Below are 17,066 nucleotides of genomic sequence, written 5' to 3' on the forward strand. Positions count from 1 at the left end.
CCCCGCCCACTTCAGCCGAGGAAGCCCGGGACGATCAGCAGCGCCGTGGGCACGGCCAGCAGCAGCAGGCAGGCTGCGAGCACAGCGGCGCGCAGCGGCTCGGGCAGCGGCGGCTGGGGGGACAGCAGCCGGCTGACCCGTGAGGCGGTGGTGCGCGCCGAACCGGTCCCGCCGATGGCGCCGGGCTGGTCGGGTTCGACGTCGGCCAGGTCCGGTTCACCCAACGCCAGCGGAGTTCCCGGTGCGCCGGGGGAGCCGCTGGCCACGATTGCGATGGCCCTGATCAGTGTTGCCTTGCTCTCCGTCTTCAGCGCCACATCATCGGCGAGCATCTCGATCAGCGAGTTGACCGCTTCCTGCGCGAGCCGCGTGGTGGGCAGCCACGGCAGTGCCTGGCGCCAGGCGGCGAAGGCCCAGAGCAGGAGATGGTGGCGCTGGCTGAGGTGGGCATTCTCGTGGATCAGGACCGCCCGGAGCTCGGCGGGTTCCAGGGCCGCCATCAACCCGTCGGAGAGGACCGTGACGGAGCGTGCGCCGCCCGGCAGGCAGTAGGCCACCGGGGAGTCGAGGTTGAGCACCATGGTCTTCGGACCGTCCGCGGAAGGCGAGGCCAGCAGGGCGAGGAGTTCACGGTGCCGGCGACGCTGCCGTTGGATCTTGTAATAGGTCAGCAGCAGGGTGAAGACGAGGTGCGCCGTCAGCAGCGCCGCCGCCGAGAGCGCAAAGATGTGCCAGAAGCCAAGTACCGTGGTGGGCGCGTTGTGCAGGACCATCCCCGCCAGGGACGTCAGCCCCGCAAGCAGGTTCTCCCCGGCGGGCTCCAGCCCGTAGACCAGCATGGCGCCGATCATCGACAGACCGCCAGCAAGGGCAATCGCCTGCCATAGGAGCATGGCCGTAAACGGGGACCGCGCGGGCCACTGGGCACGCGAGAGCAGGATAGGCACCGGCCACGCCAGGACTATCGCCAGGACCGCCAGAAACCATGAGGTCCAGAACATCGTGCGCTAGCTGCGGCCCAGCAGTTTGCGCAGCGTTTCCGCTTCCGTGTCGGAGACCGAACCAATAAAACGCGCCAGAACGGCTTCCCGGTCCGGCGCGGAACCCAAGACCTCGTGCATCAGCTCGGCCGTGTGGTCAGCCCGGCTGGACACGGCCTGGTAGCGGTGCGGCCGTGTGCCGCGCTCGCGTTCCACCAGCCCTTTGCGCTCAAGGCGCGACAGGACCGTCAGGACCGTGGTGACGGCCAGATCCTTGCCCTCATGCCCCGCGGCACCGCCCTCCGCGCGGGTGCTCTGCGCCAGCAGATCCCGCAGCGTATTGGCCGTTGCAGCCTCTTGGCCTGCCCAGAGCAGATCCATCACTGCCCGTTCCAGTTCACCGAGACTTGCCATTGGTACGTCCTTCTTGACGGCCCCCGGGGTCGGCTGAACTGCCTTCCGGGTGGTTTGCTAACACTTCAACCTCAAATTTACCGCGTTTTGCGCATTCTTTCTACATCCGGTAGAACAACCTGTCCGGCGCGCCGCCGCACCGCGCATACTTGCGGGCTTTACGGCAGTTCCCGAAGGTGATGCGTGGGGATCCTGTCCCGGTCGTACGTGATCTTGTCGTAGCCGTGAGGTTCCGGCTTGCCCTCGACGCCGAGGTTCACAAAAACGAGCTCCTCGATGGTGAGGATGCTTTGACGGGTGATCATGTTCCGGACCTCGGCGCGCATGGTCAGGGACGTCCGGCCAAAGTTGGTGGCTGTCAGCCCCATCTCAATCAAATCGCCCTTGACCGCGGAGCTAACAAAGTTGATTTCAGATATGTATTTGGTGACGGCCCGGCCGTTACCAAGCTGGATGATGGCGTAGATCGCCGCTTCCTCATCAATCCACTTCAGCAGGCTGCCACCGAACAGTGTGCCGTTGGCATTCAGGTCTTCGGGCCGGACCCATTTTCGGGTGCGGAAGCTGATGTCAGTCGATTCCATGAGGCGAGAGTAGCTGACACCAAAACGAAAGACCCAGTGTGTCGTGGGTGGAGATCCGGCCGTGAACGTCTGGACTGTCCTCAAGGTGTACTGGCGACTGAGCACCGATTTGTCGCGCTCGGGCCGGGTAATGACCTGCAACAAAGGAGGCGGACACGGCTGCGGCGGTGCGCGCAGGTCAAACAGCCTGGACCGGGCCGGCCATAGGCACCGCGAGCCACGCGGACCTATCATCTGAGCATGAGGCGCCGTCGCAGGGGCGGGCAGGCGATCCAGCCGGGGCCGTGCCGCGCCGCCGGGTTCCGCGGATGCGGAAACGTGCCGATTTGTTCTACACTCTGTAGAAGAAGTATTTCTACGCCACGTAGAAGTCTTGGACCTAGCCAAAAGTAGGGACTGCCTTGGACGCCTTGGAAATCGCACGCTGGCAATTCGGAATCACCACGGTCTACCACTTCATGATGGTGCCGCTCACCATCGGCCTGGGCCTGGTGGTCGCCGTCATCCAGACGCTCTGGTACCGCACCGGCCGGCCGGAGTACCTCCGGATGACCAAGTTCTGGGGCAAGCTCTTCCTGATCAACTTCATCATGGGCGTTGCCACCGGCATCGTGCAGGAGTTCCAGTTCGGCATGGCCTGGAGTGAATACAGCCGCTTCGTCGGGGATGTGTTCGGGGCGCCGCTCGCCATGGAAGCACTCCTGGCCTTCTTCGTGGAATCCACCTTCCTGGGCCTCTGGATCTTCGGGTGGAAACAGCTCAAGCCCGCCGTTCACCTCGCCTGCCTCTGGATCGTCGTCGTCGCTTCGGCCTTCTCCGCCTACTTCATCATCGTGGCCAACAGCTGGATGCAGCACCCCGTCGGCGTCGAGATGATCGACGGCCGGCCGGTCATGACGGACGCCTGGGCGGTCTTTACCAACAACACCGCGCTCGTCGCCGTACCGCACACCCTTTTCGGCTGCCTCGCCGTCGCCGGTGCCTTCCTGCTCGGCATCGCCTGGTACCACCTGTGGCGCCGCCGCCATGACGGGATTGACACGGTGGGTGCGGACGGGAAGGTGGTCCCCGGCGAATCGACGGTTCCCGGACGGGACCGGGCCGACCACGCCGTCTGGATCCGCTCGCTCCGGATCGGCGCCGTCGTCGCCATGATCTCCTTCGCCGGCACCGCCCTGACCGGCGACCTGCAGGGCAAGCTCATGTTTGAACAGCAGCCCATGAAGATGGCCGCCGCCGAGGCCGCCTGCCACGACGGCACGGGCTTCTCCGTGCTCAGCGTCGGCAACCTCGGCACCAAAAACTGCGACGACATCGTGGCCGTGATCGAGGTCCCCGGCATCCTGTCCTTCCTGGCCAAGGGCGACTTCACCACCGAGGTCAAGGGCGTCAACAGCCTGCTCGAGCAGTACAAGGCCGACTACGGCACGCACCTGCCGGACAACCCCATCTACGGGGACCGCGCCGGCCAGGAAATCCAGTACGTGCCCGTCATGGAGGTGACGTACTGGGGATTCCGGATGATGATCGGCTTCGGCGGCGTCGCGGCCCTCGCGGCGCTCGTGGCGTTGTGGGTCACGCGCAAGGGAACCGTGCCGGCCTCCCGCGGGCTCATGCGCCTGGCAGTATTCGGCATCCTCGCTCCGTTCGGGGCCAACGCCGCCGGCTGGATCTTCACCGAAATGGGACGCCAGCCCTTCGTCGTCGCGCCGAACCCGGACCCCAGCGGGATCGACCAGGTCTTCATGTTCACCGCGGCGGCCGTCTCGCCGGGCGTCTCCGCCGGCGAGATCATGGCCTCGCTGGTGGTGCTGACCGCCGTCTACGCGGCGCTGCTGGTGGTGGAGGTCAAGCTCCTGGTCAAGTACATCCGCGGCGGCGTGGTCTCGGCCATGCCGGAACTCGCCCACGCCCCGGCCGATGAGAACGAAGACCAGACGCCGGGGAAAGGCCCGCAGGGCTCCGGCAAACCGGACGACGACGTCCTGGCCTTCGCCTACTAAGCACCCGCCACCAAAGAAACGCAGAGGATACTCAGCATGGAACTGCTTCCCACCATCTGGTTCATTGCCATCGCGTTGCTGTGGACGGGCTATCTCTTTCTGGAGGGCTTCGATCTCGGTGTCGGCATGCTGATGAAAGGCTTCGCCCGGGACAATACCGAACGCCGCGTCCTGCTCAACACGATCGGCCCCGTCTGGGATGGCAACGAGGTCTGGCTGCTGACCGCGGCCGGCGCCACCTTTGCCGCGTTCCCGCTCTGGTACGCCTCCCTGTTCTCCGCGCTCTACCTGCCGCTGCTGGTGGTCCTCGTTGCGCTGATCTTCCGCGCCGTCGCCTTTGAATACCGGGGCAAGGTGGACACCCCGCAGTGGCGGGCACGCTGGGACTGGGCCATCTCCGCCGGTTCGCTTACCGCAGCTTTCGGCGTCGGCGCCCTGTTGGCGCTCACCACCACGGGCCTCCCGCTGAACGCCAACGGCGACCGGGAGGGCGGCCCGTTTGCCTGGTTCAACGCCTACGCCGTTCTCGGCGGGCTCGCCGTGGTCGGGTTTTCGCTCCTGCACGGCCTCGCCTTCCTGGCGTTGAAGACCGACGGCGACGTCCGCGTCCGCGCAGGGCGGTGGTTCGTCCGGCTGCTGCCGGTGCTGCTGCTGCCGCTCGCCGGCTGGGCGGTGAGCCTGCAGCTGCTCAGCGGCGAGGCCTGGACGGCAATAGCGGTGGCTGCTGCGGTGGCCGCTGCGGTCCTTTCCTGGTTCTTCGCCCGGCACGGTGCGGAGGGCAGGGCGTTCCTGGCCCTCGGCGCGTTCCTGCTGCTCGGCAGCGCCTCGATCTTCGGCGCCGCGTTCCCCGTGGTGCTTCCCTCCTCGCTCAACCCGGAGTTCGACCTGACGATCTTCAACGCCTCCTCCTCGGACTACACGCTGGGGCTGATGAGTATCGTGGCCTGTGTCGGGCTGCCGCTGGTCCTGGCGTACCAGGCCTGGACCTACTGGGTGTTCCGGCGCCGGGTGAGTGCCGCCCACATCCCCGAAGCCCACAGCTTCCTCCCCGCGATCGCCGCCAAAGCGCTGGCCCCCAAGGACTGACTGCCAATGAGACCGCCCTTCCCGTCCGGGCCTGCGACGCGCTCCGCGCTCTACCTGCTGGGTGTGCTCGCAGCCCTCAAGGCACTGTCCCTCGTGCTGATGGGACAGGCGGTTGCCGCCATGCTCGCGGGACTGATGGCCCACAACTCCGCCTGGAACGAGCAGCTGGTCTGGGGGCTCGCCGGGGTGGTCCTGCGCTCCGTGACGGTCTGGGCCCAGGCGGTCGCCGCGAGGCGGGCCGCTCTGGGAGTGAAGGAGGAGCTGCGCTCGGAACTGCTGGAACGGGCGCTGCGTAACGGCATCCGCGCCGCGGGCCCGTCTGACGGCGGGCTCGCCATCCTGGCCACGCGCGGACTGGACGCCCTGGACAGCTACTACACCCAGTTCCTGCCGGCCCTGGTGAACTGCGCGGCGATCCCGCTCCTGCTCGGGGCCCGGATCCTGTTCGCCGACTGGATCAGTGCCGCGGTGATCGTGCTGACCGTGCCGCTCGTGCCGTTGTTCATGGTGCTGATCGGGCGCTATACCGAGGACCGGGTCCGGGAGGCCCAGTCGGCGCTGGCCCGGCTCTCCGGCCACATGCTCGAGCTCGCCAAGGGCCTCCCGGTACTGGTCGGACTTGGCCGGGCTGCCGCCCAGCGCAAGGCCCTGGAGGAGATCTCGGAGGAATACCGTTCCCGCACCATGGGAACTTTGCGCACCGCGTTCCTCTCGGCACTGGCGCTGGAACTCATAGCGACCATCTCCGTGGCCGTGGTGGCCGTGTTCATCGGCGTCCGGCTGGTCAACGGGGACATGGGCCTGGAAGCGGGGCTGCTGGCGCTGATCCTGGCCCCGGATTGTTACCTCCCGCTCCGGGAACTGGGGACCGCCCACCACGCCAGCGACGAGGGCCGCGCTGCGCTCGCGGAAACCGCCGCCGTGCTCCGCGCGCCGGAAGCCGAGCCGCTGCGGCCCGCGGGCGTTGCGTCCGCCGCTGCCCCAGGACCCGGGGCTTCCAGCCGGGCGAATCCCGCGGGGCCGCCGGCCGTCTCCGTGACCGGGCTGGCCGTCAGCTACGGCGGGCGAATCCGGCCCGCCGTCGGGCCGCTCAGCTTCACCGCTGCCCCCGGCAAGATCACCGCGCTCACCGGGGCCAGCGGGGCCGGGAAGAGCACGGTCCTCGGCGTGCTCGCCGGGACCATCGGCGCGGGCGGCGGGACCACCGTCACCGGTCGGCTTGGCGGATTCAGGCGGGCAGAGCTCGCCTGGGTGCCGCAACACCCGGTGATGGTCGCCCCGACGGTGCTGGACGAGCTGCGGCTGTACCTGGGCCGGCCCGCGGACGATTCCGCGGACCGGCCCGCGGCGGAGACGGACGAGGCTGCCCGCCGCTGCCTGGCGGCGTGCGCCGCGGGGCACCTCGCCACGACGCACCCCGCCGAACTCAGCCCGGGGGAGCTGCGCCGTGTGGCGCTGGCCCGCGGCCTGGCCCGGATCGAGGCCGGGGCCACCGTGCTGCTGCTCGACGAACCCACCGCCCACCTGGACCGGGAATCCGCCAACGTCGTCAGCGGTGCCATCGACGCGCTGCGCGGAACGGTCACGGTACTGCTCGTGGCCCACGACCGGCAGACCCGCGAGCTGGCGGATGACCTCGTGCCCGTCACCCCCGGATCGGCGGCCGCGTCCCCTGCCCGGCCAACGGTCGGGGAGGTCGGATCGGCATCGCTTCAGGCACCGATGCGGGCGTTGCTGCCTGCAGCACTGCCTGCAGCACTGCCCGCGGCGCTGCCGGAGCCGGCGCCGCTCCCATCGTCCCAGCCGGTGCCGGCACCATCGCCGGAACGGCAACCCGAAGACCCCGCCTGTAGCGTTCCAAGCGCTTCGCCGGCGGCCCAGCTCCGCCGGTTGCTGGCACCTGTTTCGACCAGGTTCGCTGCGGCCGGAGCTGTCGGCACGCTGGCGGCACTCTTTGCCGTTGCCCTCGCCGGCCTGTCCGGCTGGCTGATCATCCGGGCGAGCGAACAGCCTCCCATCCTCTACCTGCTCACCGCGATCGTGGGGGTGCGCTTCTTCGGCGTCGGCCGGGCCGCGCTGCGCTACGCCGAGCGGCTGCTGCTGCACGACGCCGTCTTTGCCGCCCTGACCCGGCTCCGCGGCCGGCTCTGGGAATCGCTGAGCCGCCGCGCCCTCTCGCTGCGCCGACTCCTGCAGGGCGGCAACGTCCTGGGCGCCGTGGTCGACGACGTGGACACGGTCCGGGAATTGCTGCCGAGGGTGGTCCTGCCGCCGCTGACCGCCGTGGCCGTCGCGGCGGCGGCCCTCACCGGGACCGGGCTGCTGCTGCCCGTGGCCCTGCCCGCCATGATCGCCGCCGCCCTGCTGAGCCTGGTCGGTGCTCCTGCGCTGGCCCTCGCAGCGGACCGGATGTCCGTCCACACGGAACAGCGGCTCCGTGCCGGGGTGCTCCGCAGAGTCGCGGCCGCCCTCGACGCCCGCGCCGAACTCCACGCCAACGGAATCTCCGCCCCCGTGCTCGCGGCGATCACCACGGCAGACCGCTCCGCAACGGTAGCCTCCCAACGGTCCGCTTGGGCCGAGGGGCTCGGCCAGGGCCTCACGGTGCTGGCCTGCGGGGCAGCCGCCATGGCCAGCGCCGTGCTGGCCGCGCCCCTGGCCCTCGGCGGAGCGGTGGAGCCCGCGATCGTTGCCGTCGTCGTGCTGTTGCAGCTCGCACTCGTGGAACCGTACGCCGCGATCACGACGGCGGTCCGCCAGTACCCCGCGCTCCGGACCGTACTGCGGCGCATCAGCGCAGCCGGCGTGCTGGACGCGCCCGGCCAGGACCGCGACGGCCAGGACCGCGACGGCCGGGAACCTGAGGGCCTGGCGGCCGGAGGCCGGGAACCTGAGGGCCTGGCGGCCGGAGGCCTCGTGCCTGTGCCGGCCCGGCCGGGCGGCCAACCGGGGATCCGGCTGCGGGCGCTGTCCGCCGGCTGGCCCGGTGGTCCGGAGGTCTTCGGCGGGCTTACCGCGACGGCGGCACCGGGACAGTGGCTCGCCGTGACCGGGGCTTCGGGCTCCGGAAAATCAACCTTGCTGGCCACCTTCCTGGGCTTCCTGCCGGTCCGGAGCGGGGAGCTGGCCGTCACCGGCCGGGTTGCCTGGTGCCCGCAGGAGGCGCACCTCTTCGACTCCACGATCCGCGGCAATCTGATGCTCGGACTTCCGCCGCAAGCGGAGGACGACCGGCACCCGCCGCTGGAGCAGCGGTTGCAGGACGCCCTCGCCGCGGTGGGCCTCGGCCCCCTTCTCGCCCGGCTGGACAGCGCTGCGGGCAGCGGAGCCGGCAGCGCCCTGGACGCCCGGATCGGCCCGGGCGGCGCCTACCTGAGCGGCGGGGAGCGGCAGCGGCTGGCCGTCGCCCGGACGCTGCTGACCGGCGCCGACGTGATCCTGCTCGACGAACCCACCGCCCACCTGGACGCGGAGTCCGGCCGGGCCCTGCTGGCCGAACTCCGGCATGGCCTCCAGGGCCGCACCGTGGTTCTTGTGACGCACAACCCCGAGGACATCGCCGCCGCCGACAGCCGCCTGGACCTGGACGCTGGCCGGGACGCTGGCCGGAACCTAAACCGCCTGGAGCGGGACCGGGCCGGAGAGGGCACGGCCGCGGCCACGGCAGGGGCCTTGCTGGCGCCACGATAAGCGGGAGGCTAGCCTGTAGCCCATGGATGGACACGGCCGCACCGCCGACGCCCGCGCCAGCCTGGCCGCCGGGCTGAGCTGGCACCCCGCCGGAACTACGGACCTTCCGGACTGGGCCGCGCTGATTGCCCGGACCGCCGCCGTCGAACTGCCCGTCTGGTTCGAACGCCGCGACGACCTCGCGCAGATCCTGGCATCAAAGGTGAATCCGGCCGCCGCGAACACCGTCCTGGGCCGGGACCGGCAGGGCGTTCCGCGCGCCTACGGACGGATCACCAAAAACCCGGACGGGGACAAAGCGGTGGGCTTCGGATGCGTCGACCCCGGGTGGCAGCGCCGGGGGATCGGGACCGGCCTCCTGGGCTGGATGGAACAGCGGACCCGCGAACGCTTCGCCGAGGATGCCAGGGCAGGCTCGGCCAGTGCCGACCGGCCACCCAGGTTGCGACTCCATACGGAACAGCAACACGACCATCAGGCGGCGCTCTTTGCGGGCTCGGGCTACCAGGTTGTCCGCTACTACAACGAGATGCACCGGCCCCTGGACATCGGATTCCCCGAGGTCGAGCTGGACGACGAGCTGGAGCTTGTGACGTTCGGCCCGCAGTTGCATGAAGCGGTCCGGCTGGCACATAACGACGTGTTCCGGGGCAATTGGGGCAGCGAGCCGCGGGACGAGGAGGGCTGGGGCTTCGTGGTGCACGACCCCCTGGCCCGGCCGGACCTGAGCGCGGTGGTCCTGGAGCGCTCAAGCGGCCGGGTCGCCGGCTACCAGCTGGCCAGCCACGACGCCGAAGGCGCGGTGTCTCGCGGTTTCAGCGAGGGCTACACGGATCTGCTCGGCGTGCGCCGGGAATTCCGCGGCCGGGGAATCGCGCAGGCTCTGCTGGCTGACGCGATGCGCCGTTTCGCCGCGGCCGGCCTGGACAAGGCCTCGCTCGACGTCGACTCAGAGAACCCCACCGGAGCCCTGGCGCTCTACACCAAGATGGGCTACGTGGCCGTCAACCGGAGCATGGCCTGGGACAAGGAACTGTAGCCGCTCTGCATGCGCTACCCCTCCACATCGTGGAGATGGTGGACGACGTCGTGCAGGAAGTACTGCGCGAAGGTCAGCACGGTGAATTCCGAGCCGTTGCTGCGGGTCCCTTTGCGGCCCCAGTGCGTCTCCGGAACGCCGGCGAAGGACGCCGCGATCCGCTCGCCCGCGGCGGTAAGTTCGGCGCCCACCGCGGCAGGGTCGGCGCTGGCGTAATTTTTTTCGACGGCCGCCTGGTCCTGGTCCCAGTTGTCGAAGCGCGCGTCATCGTCGGTCAGCATGAGGGTCAGCCGCTGGTCGAACAAGGTGAACACGTCGCGGACGTGGCACGCGTACTCCAGCACGGACCAGGTGTCGTCATCCGGGCGTGCAGCGACGTCCGGACGCTGCAGGGCCGTCCGCCACCGTGGGAGCATGCCGGTCACTACCCCGGGGGCGGTCGCAGGGGTCGCCGCGGAGGCGTTAAATCCGCACTCCGGGCAGGGGCGCTGCAGCACCCAGGTCCAGTCCTTGGTATCGGGATTGATAGGCATTCACGCAGTCTAGAGGCATTTTTCCCGCTCCGCTGAAGCAGGCTGGCCCGCTGCCGGCAGCGGGCACGAAAGCGGGCAGGAAACCGGGCATGGTTACCCGGGTTCGTGCGCTCCCGAAGGAGTAAGATTCCTACCGGGGGGCGGGCCTGGAAAGAGGACAGCCATGCTCAAAGATCAGCGGGTCGGCGCCATCCTGCCGGCGGCAGACATCGCCCGTGCGCGTGATTTTTACCGCGACAAGCTGGGGCTCGAACCCGAGAACCCGGACGCCGACGACAACCTGGTGTACCGATGCGGCTCGGGCACGAGTTTCTTCGTGTACCAGACGCCCAACGCCGGGACAGCCAAGAATACGCAGATCGGCTGGCTGGTCGATGACCTCCCGGCGGCCATCGCCGAGCTCCGGGCCAGGGACGTCGTCTTCGAGGACTACGATTTCCCGGGTCTGAAGACGGAAGACGGCATAGCCACGATGCCGGACGGCTCCGCGGCCGCGTGGTTCCTGGACACTGAGGGCAACATCTTGAGCCTCAACTACATGCCCTAGGCGCCGGCCAAGTGTCGGACGTTCCGGGGAGCAGGCGCCCACCTATTGCCACAGATGGCCGGATTGGCGGCCCGGGTGCGGCCGTTTGTGGCGAATGGCTGGCCTCGTTGCGGCCGTTTGTGACAAATGGGCGGCCCGTGACCCGAGGCTGGCGACCGTGACCTGAGGCTGGCGGCCCGGGCGGCGTCGCCCCAGGTCCAGTCCACGCACGTGCCTGGCGCATAACCTGCCGCCCGGTTAGGCTTCCGGCAAGTGGCGCCCGAAGGGTATGAGCCTTCGATTCCAACCATGGGCCAAGCATCGATAGAGGTGTGCACCCTCGAGTTGGGCGTGACATAGGGCGCGCCGAGGTCGCTGCAATTCAGGACCAAAAAATGTCCGTTTGCTCGAAAATCCCCTAACAAACACTCGGGTCTGCCAAAATCGCCCTTCAGGCAGTGCAAAGAGCGCTCTCGACGCGGGGACGAAAGTCGCCCACTCAGGCCCACTTTTGCAGCCCATGCCGACAATGGCACCTCACCTCGAAGTCGAAGTCGAAGTCACAAGTCCCGCCGTGGGTCCGCCGTCGTGATGGCGGGTAACAGCGGGCCTCCGGGGGAGCTGCGACCGCCATTCGCCACAAATGGCCGCAATGGCGGTCCTCTTTGCGGCCATTTGTGTCCAATGGCGGGCGCAAGGTGCGGCCTTTTGCGGCAAACGGGTGGCCTGAAGCCCGCGATGCAGCCCGCGACCCGTGCCGCCCTGAAGCCCTATAACCCGGCAGGCGCCGGCGCCGGCAGCCTCGGCCCGGGCGCGCCCCTAGCCCGCAGCCTCGATAGCGTCTACATCGGCCCAGGCCATGCTCGGACCGATTGCGTCGACAGCCTGCGAAAGCGGGATGCCGGAACCGTCCCGGCGGCCGTGCTCGCCGGGCAGGGAACGCGCCACGCCGGCCAGCGACGACGCCTTCGCCGGGCCGTGCCCGGCCCAGGCAAGCAGCAAGGTGTCCTCGCCCTTCAGGAAACGGTGCGCCCGGACCCCGGCGGTCGCGCGGCCCTTGGCCGGATACTCGGCCAGCGCGGTGACCTTGGCGGCGCCCGGTGCCGTGCCCGGCAGGGCGCCGTTGGTTCCGGCGATGGTCACGACGACGGCGGCGGAGTCCTCCGGCGCGGCGGCGCCGAAGAACAGCACCTTATCCCCGGCGGCCAGCTTGATCCCGGCCATGCCGCCGGCGGTCCGTCCCTGCGGACGGACGGCGGCGGCGCCGAAGCGCAGCAGCTGCGCCTGCTGCGTCAGGAAGACGAGGTCGACGTCGTCGGACCCGGCGGGCGCAACGCCCACCACGGTGTCCTTGTCCTTGAGGGCGATGACTTCCCAGTCCTCGCGGTTCAGGGGGTAGTCGGGCTGGACCCGCTTAATCACGCCCTGCGCGGTGCCGATGGCGAGCACTTCGTCCAGCGGCGCAAATGCCACGAGCGATTCGCCCTTAAGCAGGGTGATGAAGTCCTTGGCCGGGACGCCGCCGGCCAGGTTGGGCGTGCCCGAGGTCGGCGGCAGCGCGGGCATGTCCATCACCTGGAGCCGCAGCATGCGGCCCTGGGAGGTGACGGCCGCGATTTCGCCGCGCGCGGAGGTCTTGACCACGGACGTGAAGACATCGTGCCGGGTCCGCGGACCGGCCTCGGCCAGGCTGTCCTGGTTGGCGGTGCGGGCAATCTGGCCGGAGGCGGTGAGGATGGCCCAGCAGGGGTCGTCCGCGATTTCCAGCGCCAGCGGGGCAACCTTGCCCTTTGCGCCGGGCGCGGCCAGCGCCGCCGCGACGGTGGGGGAGACGGCCTCGGACTCAAGCAGCACGGTGCGGCGCGGGGTGCCGTACTTGGTGGCTATCTCGGCCAGCTCGGAGGACACCAGGGCGCGGAGCAGCTCACTGGAGCCCAGGATGGCTTCCAGCTCGGCGATCTCCCGGCGCAGCTCGTCCTGCTCTTTTTCCAGCTCGATGCGCGAGTACTTGGTCAGCTGGCGCAACCGCAGTTCCAGGATGTAGTTGGCCTGGATCTCGGTGAGGTCGTAGATGGACATCAGCCGGGTCCTGGCCGCGGCCGCCTCGTCCGAGGACCGGATGATCTGGATGACCTCGTCGATGTCCACGATCGCGATGAGGAGGCCTTCCACCAGGTGGAGTCGGTCCTTCTTCCTGCCGAGGCGGAAGGCCGTCCGGCGGCGCACTACATTGATGCGGTGGTCCACGTAGACCGACAGCAGCTGCAGCAAGCCCAGGGTCTGCGGCTGGCCATCGACCAGCGTGACGTTGTTGATGCCGAAGGAATCCTCCATCGGCGTGTAGCGGTAGAGCTGCTGCAGCACGGCGTTCGGGTTGAAGCCGTTCTTCAGCTCGATCACCAGCCGCAGGCCGTGCTTGCGGTCCGTGAGGTCAACTATGTCGCTGATGCCGGTGAGCTTCTTGCCGTTGACGGCGTCCTTGATCTTTTCAATGACCTTTTCCGGACCCACCATGTACGGCAGTTCCGTCACCACGAGGCCGGTGCGGCGGGCCGAGAGCTGCTCGACCTCCACCTTGGCCCGGGTCTTGAACGAGCCGCGGCCGGTGGCGTAGGCGTCGCGGATGCCGTCCAGGCCGACGATCCGGCCGCCCGTGGGCAGGTCCGGGCCGGGGACGAATTTCATGATGTCCTCGAGGGTGGCATCCGGGTTGTCGATCAGGTGCCGGGCGGCGGCAATGACCTCCACCAGGTTGTGCGGGGCCATGTTGGTGGCCATGCCGACGGCGATCCCGGTGGCGCCATTGACCAGCAGGTTGGGGAACGCGGCCGGCAGCACATCCGGCTGGGTGAGCTGGTTGTCGTAGTTCGGGACGAAGTCCACCACGTCTTCATCGAGGTGGTCCGTGAGCGTCAGCGCCGCCGCCGCGAGCCGGGCCTCGGTGTAGCGCGGGGCGGCCGGGCCGTCGTCGAGCGAACCGAAGTTGCCGTGTCCGTCAATCAGCGGCAACCGCAGCGAGAAGTCCTGCGCCATGCGGACCAGCGCATCGTAGATCGCGGTGTCGCCGTGCGGATGCAGTTTGCCCATGACCTCCCCGACGACGCGGGCGCTCTTGACGTGGCCGCGGTCCGGGCGCAGGCCCATGTCGCTCATCATGTACAGGATGCGCCGTTGCACCGGTTTCAGGCCATCGCGGGCATCGGGCAACGCCCTGGAGTAGATGACCGAATAGGCGTACTCCAGGAACGACCCTTCCATCTCGGAAGTGACGTCGATGTCGACGATGTTCTCGGTGAATGTTCCTGCGGAATCGGGGCTGGCTTCCCCTGCCGGGGGCGTTGTTTGGCGGCGTGCCATGAGGCTGGTGGGTCCTTCTGAGGGGTACTGAGCGTGTGCTGCGTAAGTTTATGACTAGGCTAAGCCTATGGTGGATCAGCCCGCGGGCGGCGTATATCCGGAATATTGGGAAGCCGATGTTGTCCTGCGCGACGGCGGAACCGCCCATCTCCGGCCGATCCACGCCGCCGACGCCGATGCCGTGCAGGCGTTCCACGTGGGCCAATCGCAGAAGTCCATCTACATGCGCTTCTTCGCGTTCAAGTCCAGGCTGTCCAGCAAGGAACTGAAGCGGTTCACCGAGGTGGATTACCGGGACCGCGTGGCGCTCGTGATCACGATCGGCGGGGAGATCATGGGCATCGGCCGCTACGACCGGCTGGACGACCCGGCGGAGGCCGAGGTGGCCTTCAACATCGCCGACGCGCATCAGGGCCGCGGCATCGGGTCCATCCTGCTGGAACACCTCGCCGCCGCCGCCCGCGAAAACGGCATCCGCAGGTTCAGCGCCGAAGTGCTCCCGGAAAACCGCAAAATGCTGATGGTGTTCTCGGACGCCGGCTACGACGTCAAGCGCCATTTCGACGACGGCGTGGTCAGCCTCGAGTTCAACATCGACCCCACCGACAAGTCCCGCGCCGTCATGGAATCCCGTGAGCACCGGGCCGAGGCGCGCAGCATCCAGGAACTGCTCGCTCCGTCCTCCGTGGCGGTGATCGGGGCGAGCCGCAAGTGGGGCGCCGTGGGCTACCAGCTGCTCGAACACATCGTCGAAGGCGGATTCACCGGCCCGGTCTACGCCATCAATCCCGAGGCCCTGGAACTCGCCGGGATGTTGTCCTTCGCCAGGCTTTCCGAAGTTCCGGGCCCCGTCAACCTCGCAATCGTCGCTGTTCCCTACGACGAGGTGCCCAAGGTGGTCGAGGAATGCGGCGCCGCCGGGGTGAAGGGGATCGTGGTGGCCACCGCCGGCTTCGCGGACGACGGCGAACGCGGCCTGGCCCGGCAACGCGAGCTGGTCCGCCAGGCCCGCGCCAACGGAATGCGCGTGATCGGCCCGGCCTCGCTGGGAATCGTCAACACCAACCCGGCCGTCTCGCTCAACGCCTCGATGGCCCCCTCGCTGGCCCGCCGCGGCGGCCTGGGGCTCTTCAGCCAGTCGGCCGCCATCGGCGTCGCGCTCTACGCCGCCTCCAGCCGCCGCCGGGTGGGCATCTCGACTTTCCTCTCGGCCGGCAACCGGGCCGACGTCTCCGGTAACGACATGATGCAGTTCTGGGAGGACGACGCCGACACCACAGCGGTTGGCCTCTACCTCGAATCAATCGGCAACCCGCGCAAGTTTTCCCGGCTGGCCCGGCGGCTCGCGCGGATCAAGCCGGTGATCGTGGCCAAGTCCGACGCAGTGGGACTGGACCTGCCCCCCGGCCATGCCGTGCGGACCACGCAGGCGCCCTCCGAGGCGGTCGACGCGATGATGCGCCAGGCCGGCGTGATCCGCGTGGAGACCATCGAGCAGCTTCTGGATGTCGCCCAGATCGTCGCGAGCCAGCCGCTGCCCAGAGGGTCCGGCCTTGCAGTTTTCAGTAACTCCCGCGCCCTGGGGAAGGTTGTGGCGGACAGTGCGGCCGTCCAGGGCCTCGGGGTGGAACGCATCGTCACCGACGTCGACCTCGACGCCGGCATGTCCGTGGCGCTGCCGGCGCTGCGCCAGAGCCTCCAGGAAACGCTCATGGTCCAGACCGTCCATGCCGTCGTCGTGGCGCTGCTGCCGGCGCGCGGCCTGACCGTGGAGAAAATCGCCGGGGTCCTGGCTGAATGTTCGGTGGCCGCGGGGAAGCCGGTGGTCGCCGCCTTCAGCGGCATCCTTGATCCCTCCGTTTACGTGGAGGGCATGGTCGGTGCCGGTGCGGGGGAGCCGGCCGGGGCCGGAGCTGGGGTGTCGGCCGGGGCCGGCGTGCCCTGCTACTCCAACCCCGGCGCCGCCGTCGCGGCCCTCGGCGCCGTCGTCCGCTACGCCCAGTGGCTGGACCGTGACCAGGGACTCTTCGTGGAGCCCGATGGCTGCGACCCGGAGGGGACCCGCGCGGAGCTGGAGGAGCTGCTCCGCGGCGTGGGCGGTGAGCAGTTGCGCTCACTGGACCAGGCGACAACCGCCCGGCTGCTGGGCCACTACGGCATCCGCGTGGTGCCCTCCGAAGGCTTCGATACACCGGAGGAGGCAGTCGCCGCGGCGGACAGACTCGGCTGGCCCGTGGCCCTGAAGACCACGGACCCGGCCCTCCGGCACCGGCTGGACCTCGGCGGGGTGCGCCTGGACATCCAGGACGCCGCGTCCCTGCGGCTGAACGTGCAGCAGATGCGAAGGTCGCTGGAGCGCTACGGCTCCCCGTCTCTGGAAGTGCAATCGATGGTGCCGGTCGGGCAGGCCTGCACCTTCCGCGCCATTGAGGACCCGCTGCTCGGCCCGGTGGTTTCCTTCGGCCTGGCCGGGGATGCCGTCAACTTGCTCGACGACTGGGCACACCGCGTCCCGCCGCTGTCAGGCTCCGACCTCCACGATTTCATCCGGGCTCCGCGTGCCTCGCGGAAACTCTTCGGCTACCAGGGGCTGCCGCCCGTGGACGTCCCCGCCCTCGAGGAACTGGCGGCACGGCTCACCCGGCTCAAGGACAACCATCCGGAGATCGCCCTGGTGGAGTTCAATCCGGTCCTGGCCGGACCCGACGGCGCCTCGATCCTCTCCGCCGACGTCCGGATCGCCAACGCGGCACAGCGCACCGACAGTGCGCGCCGGGCGATGCGCAGCTGACCACTCCCGGACGGTCCGCCCTTTACGCCGGCGGGGAGGGTGCGGTTAGCATGTCCCCAGCCG

11 protein-coding genes are annotated in these 17,066 nt (G+C 69.1%); 6 read left to right on the forward strand and 5 right to left on the reverse strand.

Going from position 1 to position 17,066, the window contains the following annotated elements; genetic code table 11:
- Window positions 1-11: 11 nt before the first annotated feature.
- The 3 genes from OM977_RS07825 to OM977_RS07835 all read right to left on the reverse strand — a co-directional run bounded on the left by OM977_RS07825 (window position 12) and on the right by OM977_RS07835 (window position 1,978).
- Window positions 12-1,001: a M56 family metallopeptidase gene (locus OM977_RS07825; RefSeq protein WP_264356924.1), complete on the reverse strand. Its 990-nt coding sequence runs from the start codon at window positions 999-1,001 to the stop codon at window positions 12-14.
- A 6-nt stretch (window positions 1,002-1,007) separates the two neighbouring features.
- Entirely contained in the window at window positions 1,008-1,394 is a 387-nt protein-coding gene (locus OM977_RS07830) for a BlaI/MecI/CopY family transcriptional regulator (RefSeq protein ID WP_264356925.1), read from the reverse strand.
- 158 nt (window positions 1,395-1,552) lie between these two features.
- A complete protein-coding gene (locus tag OM977_RS07835; RefSeq protein ID WP_264356926.1) occupies window positions 1,553-1,978 on the reverse strand; it encodes an acyl-CoA thioesterase in 426 nt (141 codons plus the stop codon).
- Between the two features lie 401 nt (window positions 1,979-2,379).
- Here OM977_RS07835 and OM977_RS07840 point away from each other — a divergent pair, with 401 nt between their 5' ends.
- From OM977_RS07840 to OM977_RS07855, 4 genes are read left to right on the forward strand one after another with little or no spacing between them, the layout of a single operon-like run.
- A complete protein-coding gene (locus tag OM977_RS07840; protein ID WP_264356927.1) occupies window positions 2,380-3,981 on the forward strand; it encodes a cytochrome ubiquinol oxidase subunit I in 1,602 nt (533 codons plus the stop codon).
- Between the two features lie 36 nt (window positions 3,982-4,017).
- A complete protein-coding gene (cydB, locus tag OM977_RS07845) occupies window positions 4,018-5,067 on the forward strand; it encodes a cytochrome d ubiquinol oxidase subunit II (protein ID WP_264356928.1) in 1,050 nt (349 codons plus the stop codon).
- 6 nt (window positions 5,068-5,073) lie between these two features.
- Entirely contained in the window at window positions 5,074-8,757 is a 3,684-nt protein-coding gene (gene cydD / locus OM977_RS07850) for a thiol reductant ABC exporter subunit CydD (protein ID WP_264356929.1), read from the forward strand.
- A gap of 22 nt (window positions 8,758-8,779) precedes the next feature.
- Window positions 8,780-9,796, forward strand: a complete 1,017-nt coding sequence (locus OM977_RS07855) for a GNAT family N-acetyltransferase (protein ID WP_264356930.1) — start codon at window positions 8,780-8,782, stop codon at window positions 9,794-9,796.
- A 14-nt stretch (window positions 9,797-9,810) separates the two neighbouring features.
- Here OM977_RS07855 and OM977_RS07860 read toward each other — a convergent pair whose 3' ends face one another.
- Window positions 9,811-10,329: a DinB family protein gene (locus OM977_RS07860; RefSeq protein ID WP_264356931.1), complete on the reverse strand. Its 519-nt coding sequence runs from the start codon at window positions 10,327-10,329 to the stop codon at window positions 9,811-9,813.
- A gap of 163 nt (window positions 10,330-10,492) precedes the next feature.
- Between OM977_RS07860 and OM977_RS07865 the strand changes: the two genes are divergently transcribed.
- The gene (locus tag OM977_RS07865) at window positions 10,493-10,876 is read left to right on the forward strand and encodes a VOC family protein (protein ID WP_264356932.1); all 384 of its coding nucleotides are present in this window, start codon (window positions 10,493-10,495) and stop codon (window positions 10,874-10,876) included.
- Between the two features lie 798 nt (window positions 10,877-11,674).
- On the opposite strand, the gene OM977_RS07870 is transcribed toward OM977_RS07865, so the two are convergent.
- The gene (locus tag OM977_RS07870; RefSeq protein WP_264356933.1) at window positions 11,675-14,212 is read right to left on the reverse strand and encodes a DNA gyrase/topoisomerase IV subunit A; all 2,538 of its coding nucleotides are present in this window, start codon (window positions 14,210-14,212) and stop codon (window positions 11,675-11,677) included.
- A gap of 67 nt (window positions 14,213-14,279) precedes the next feature.
- On the opposite strand from OM977_RS07870, the gene OM977_RS07875 reads away from it, so the two are divergent.
- Window positions 14,280-17,003, forward strand: coding sequence for a bifunctional acetate--CoA ligase family protein/GNAT family N-acetyltransferase (locus OM977_RS07875; protein WP_264356934.1), 2,724 nt, complete (start codon window positions 14,280-14,282; stop codon window positions 17,001-17,003).
- Window positions 17,004-17,066: the final 63 nt, after the last annotated feature.

The organism is Pseudarthrobacter sp. MM222, from assembly GCF_947090775.1.
Taxonomy (GTDB): Bacteria; Actinomycetota; Actinomycetes; order Actinomycetales; family Micrococcaceae; genus Arthrobacter.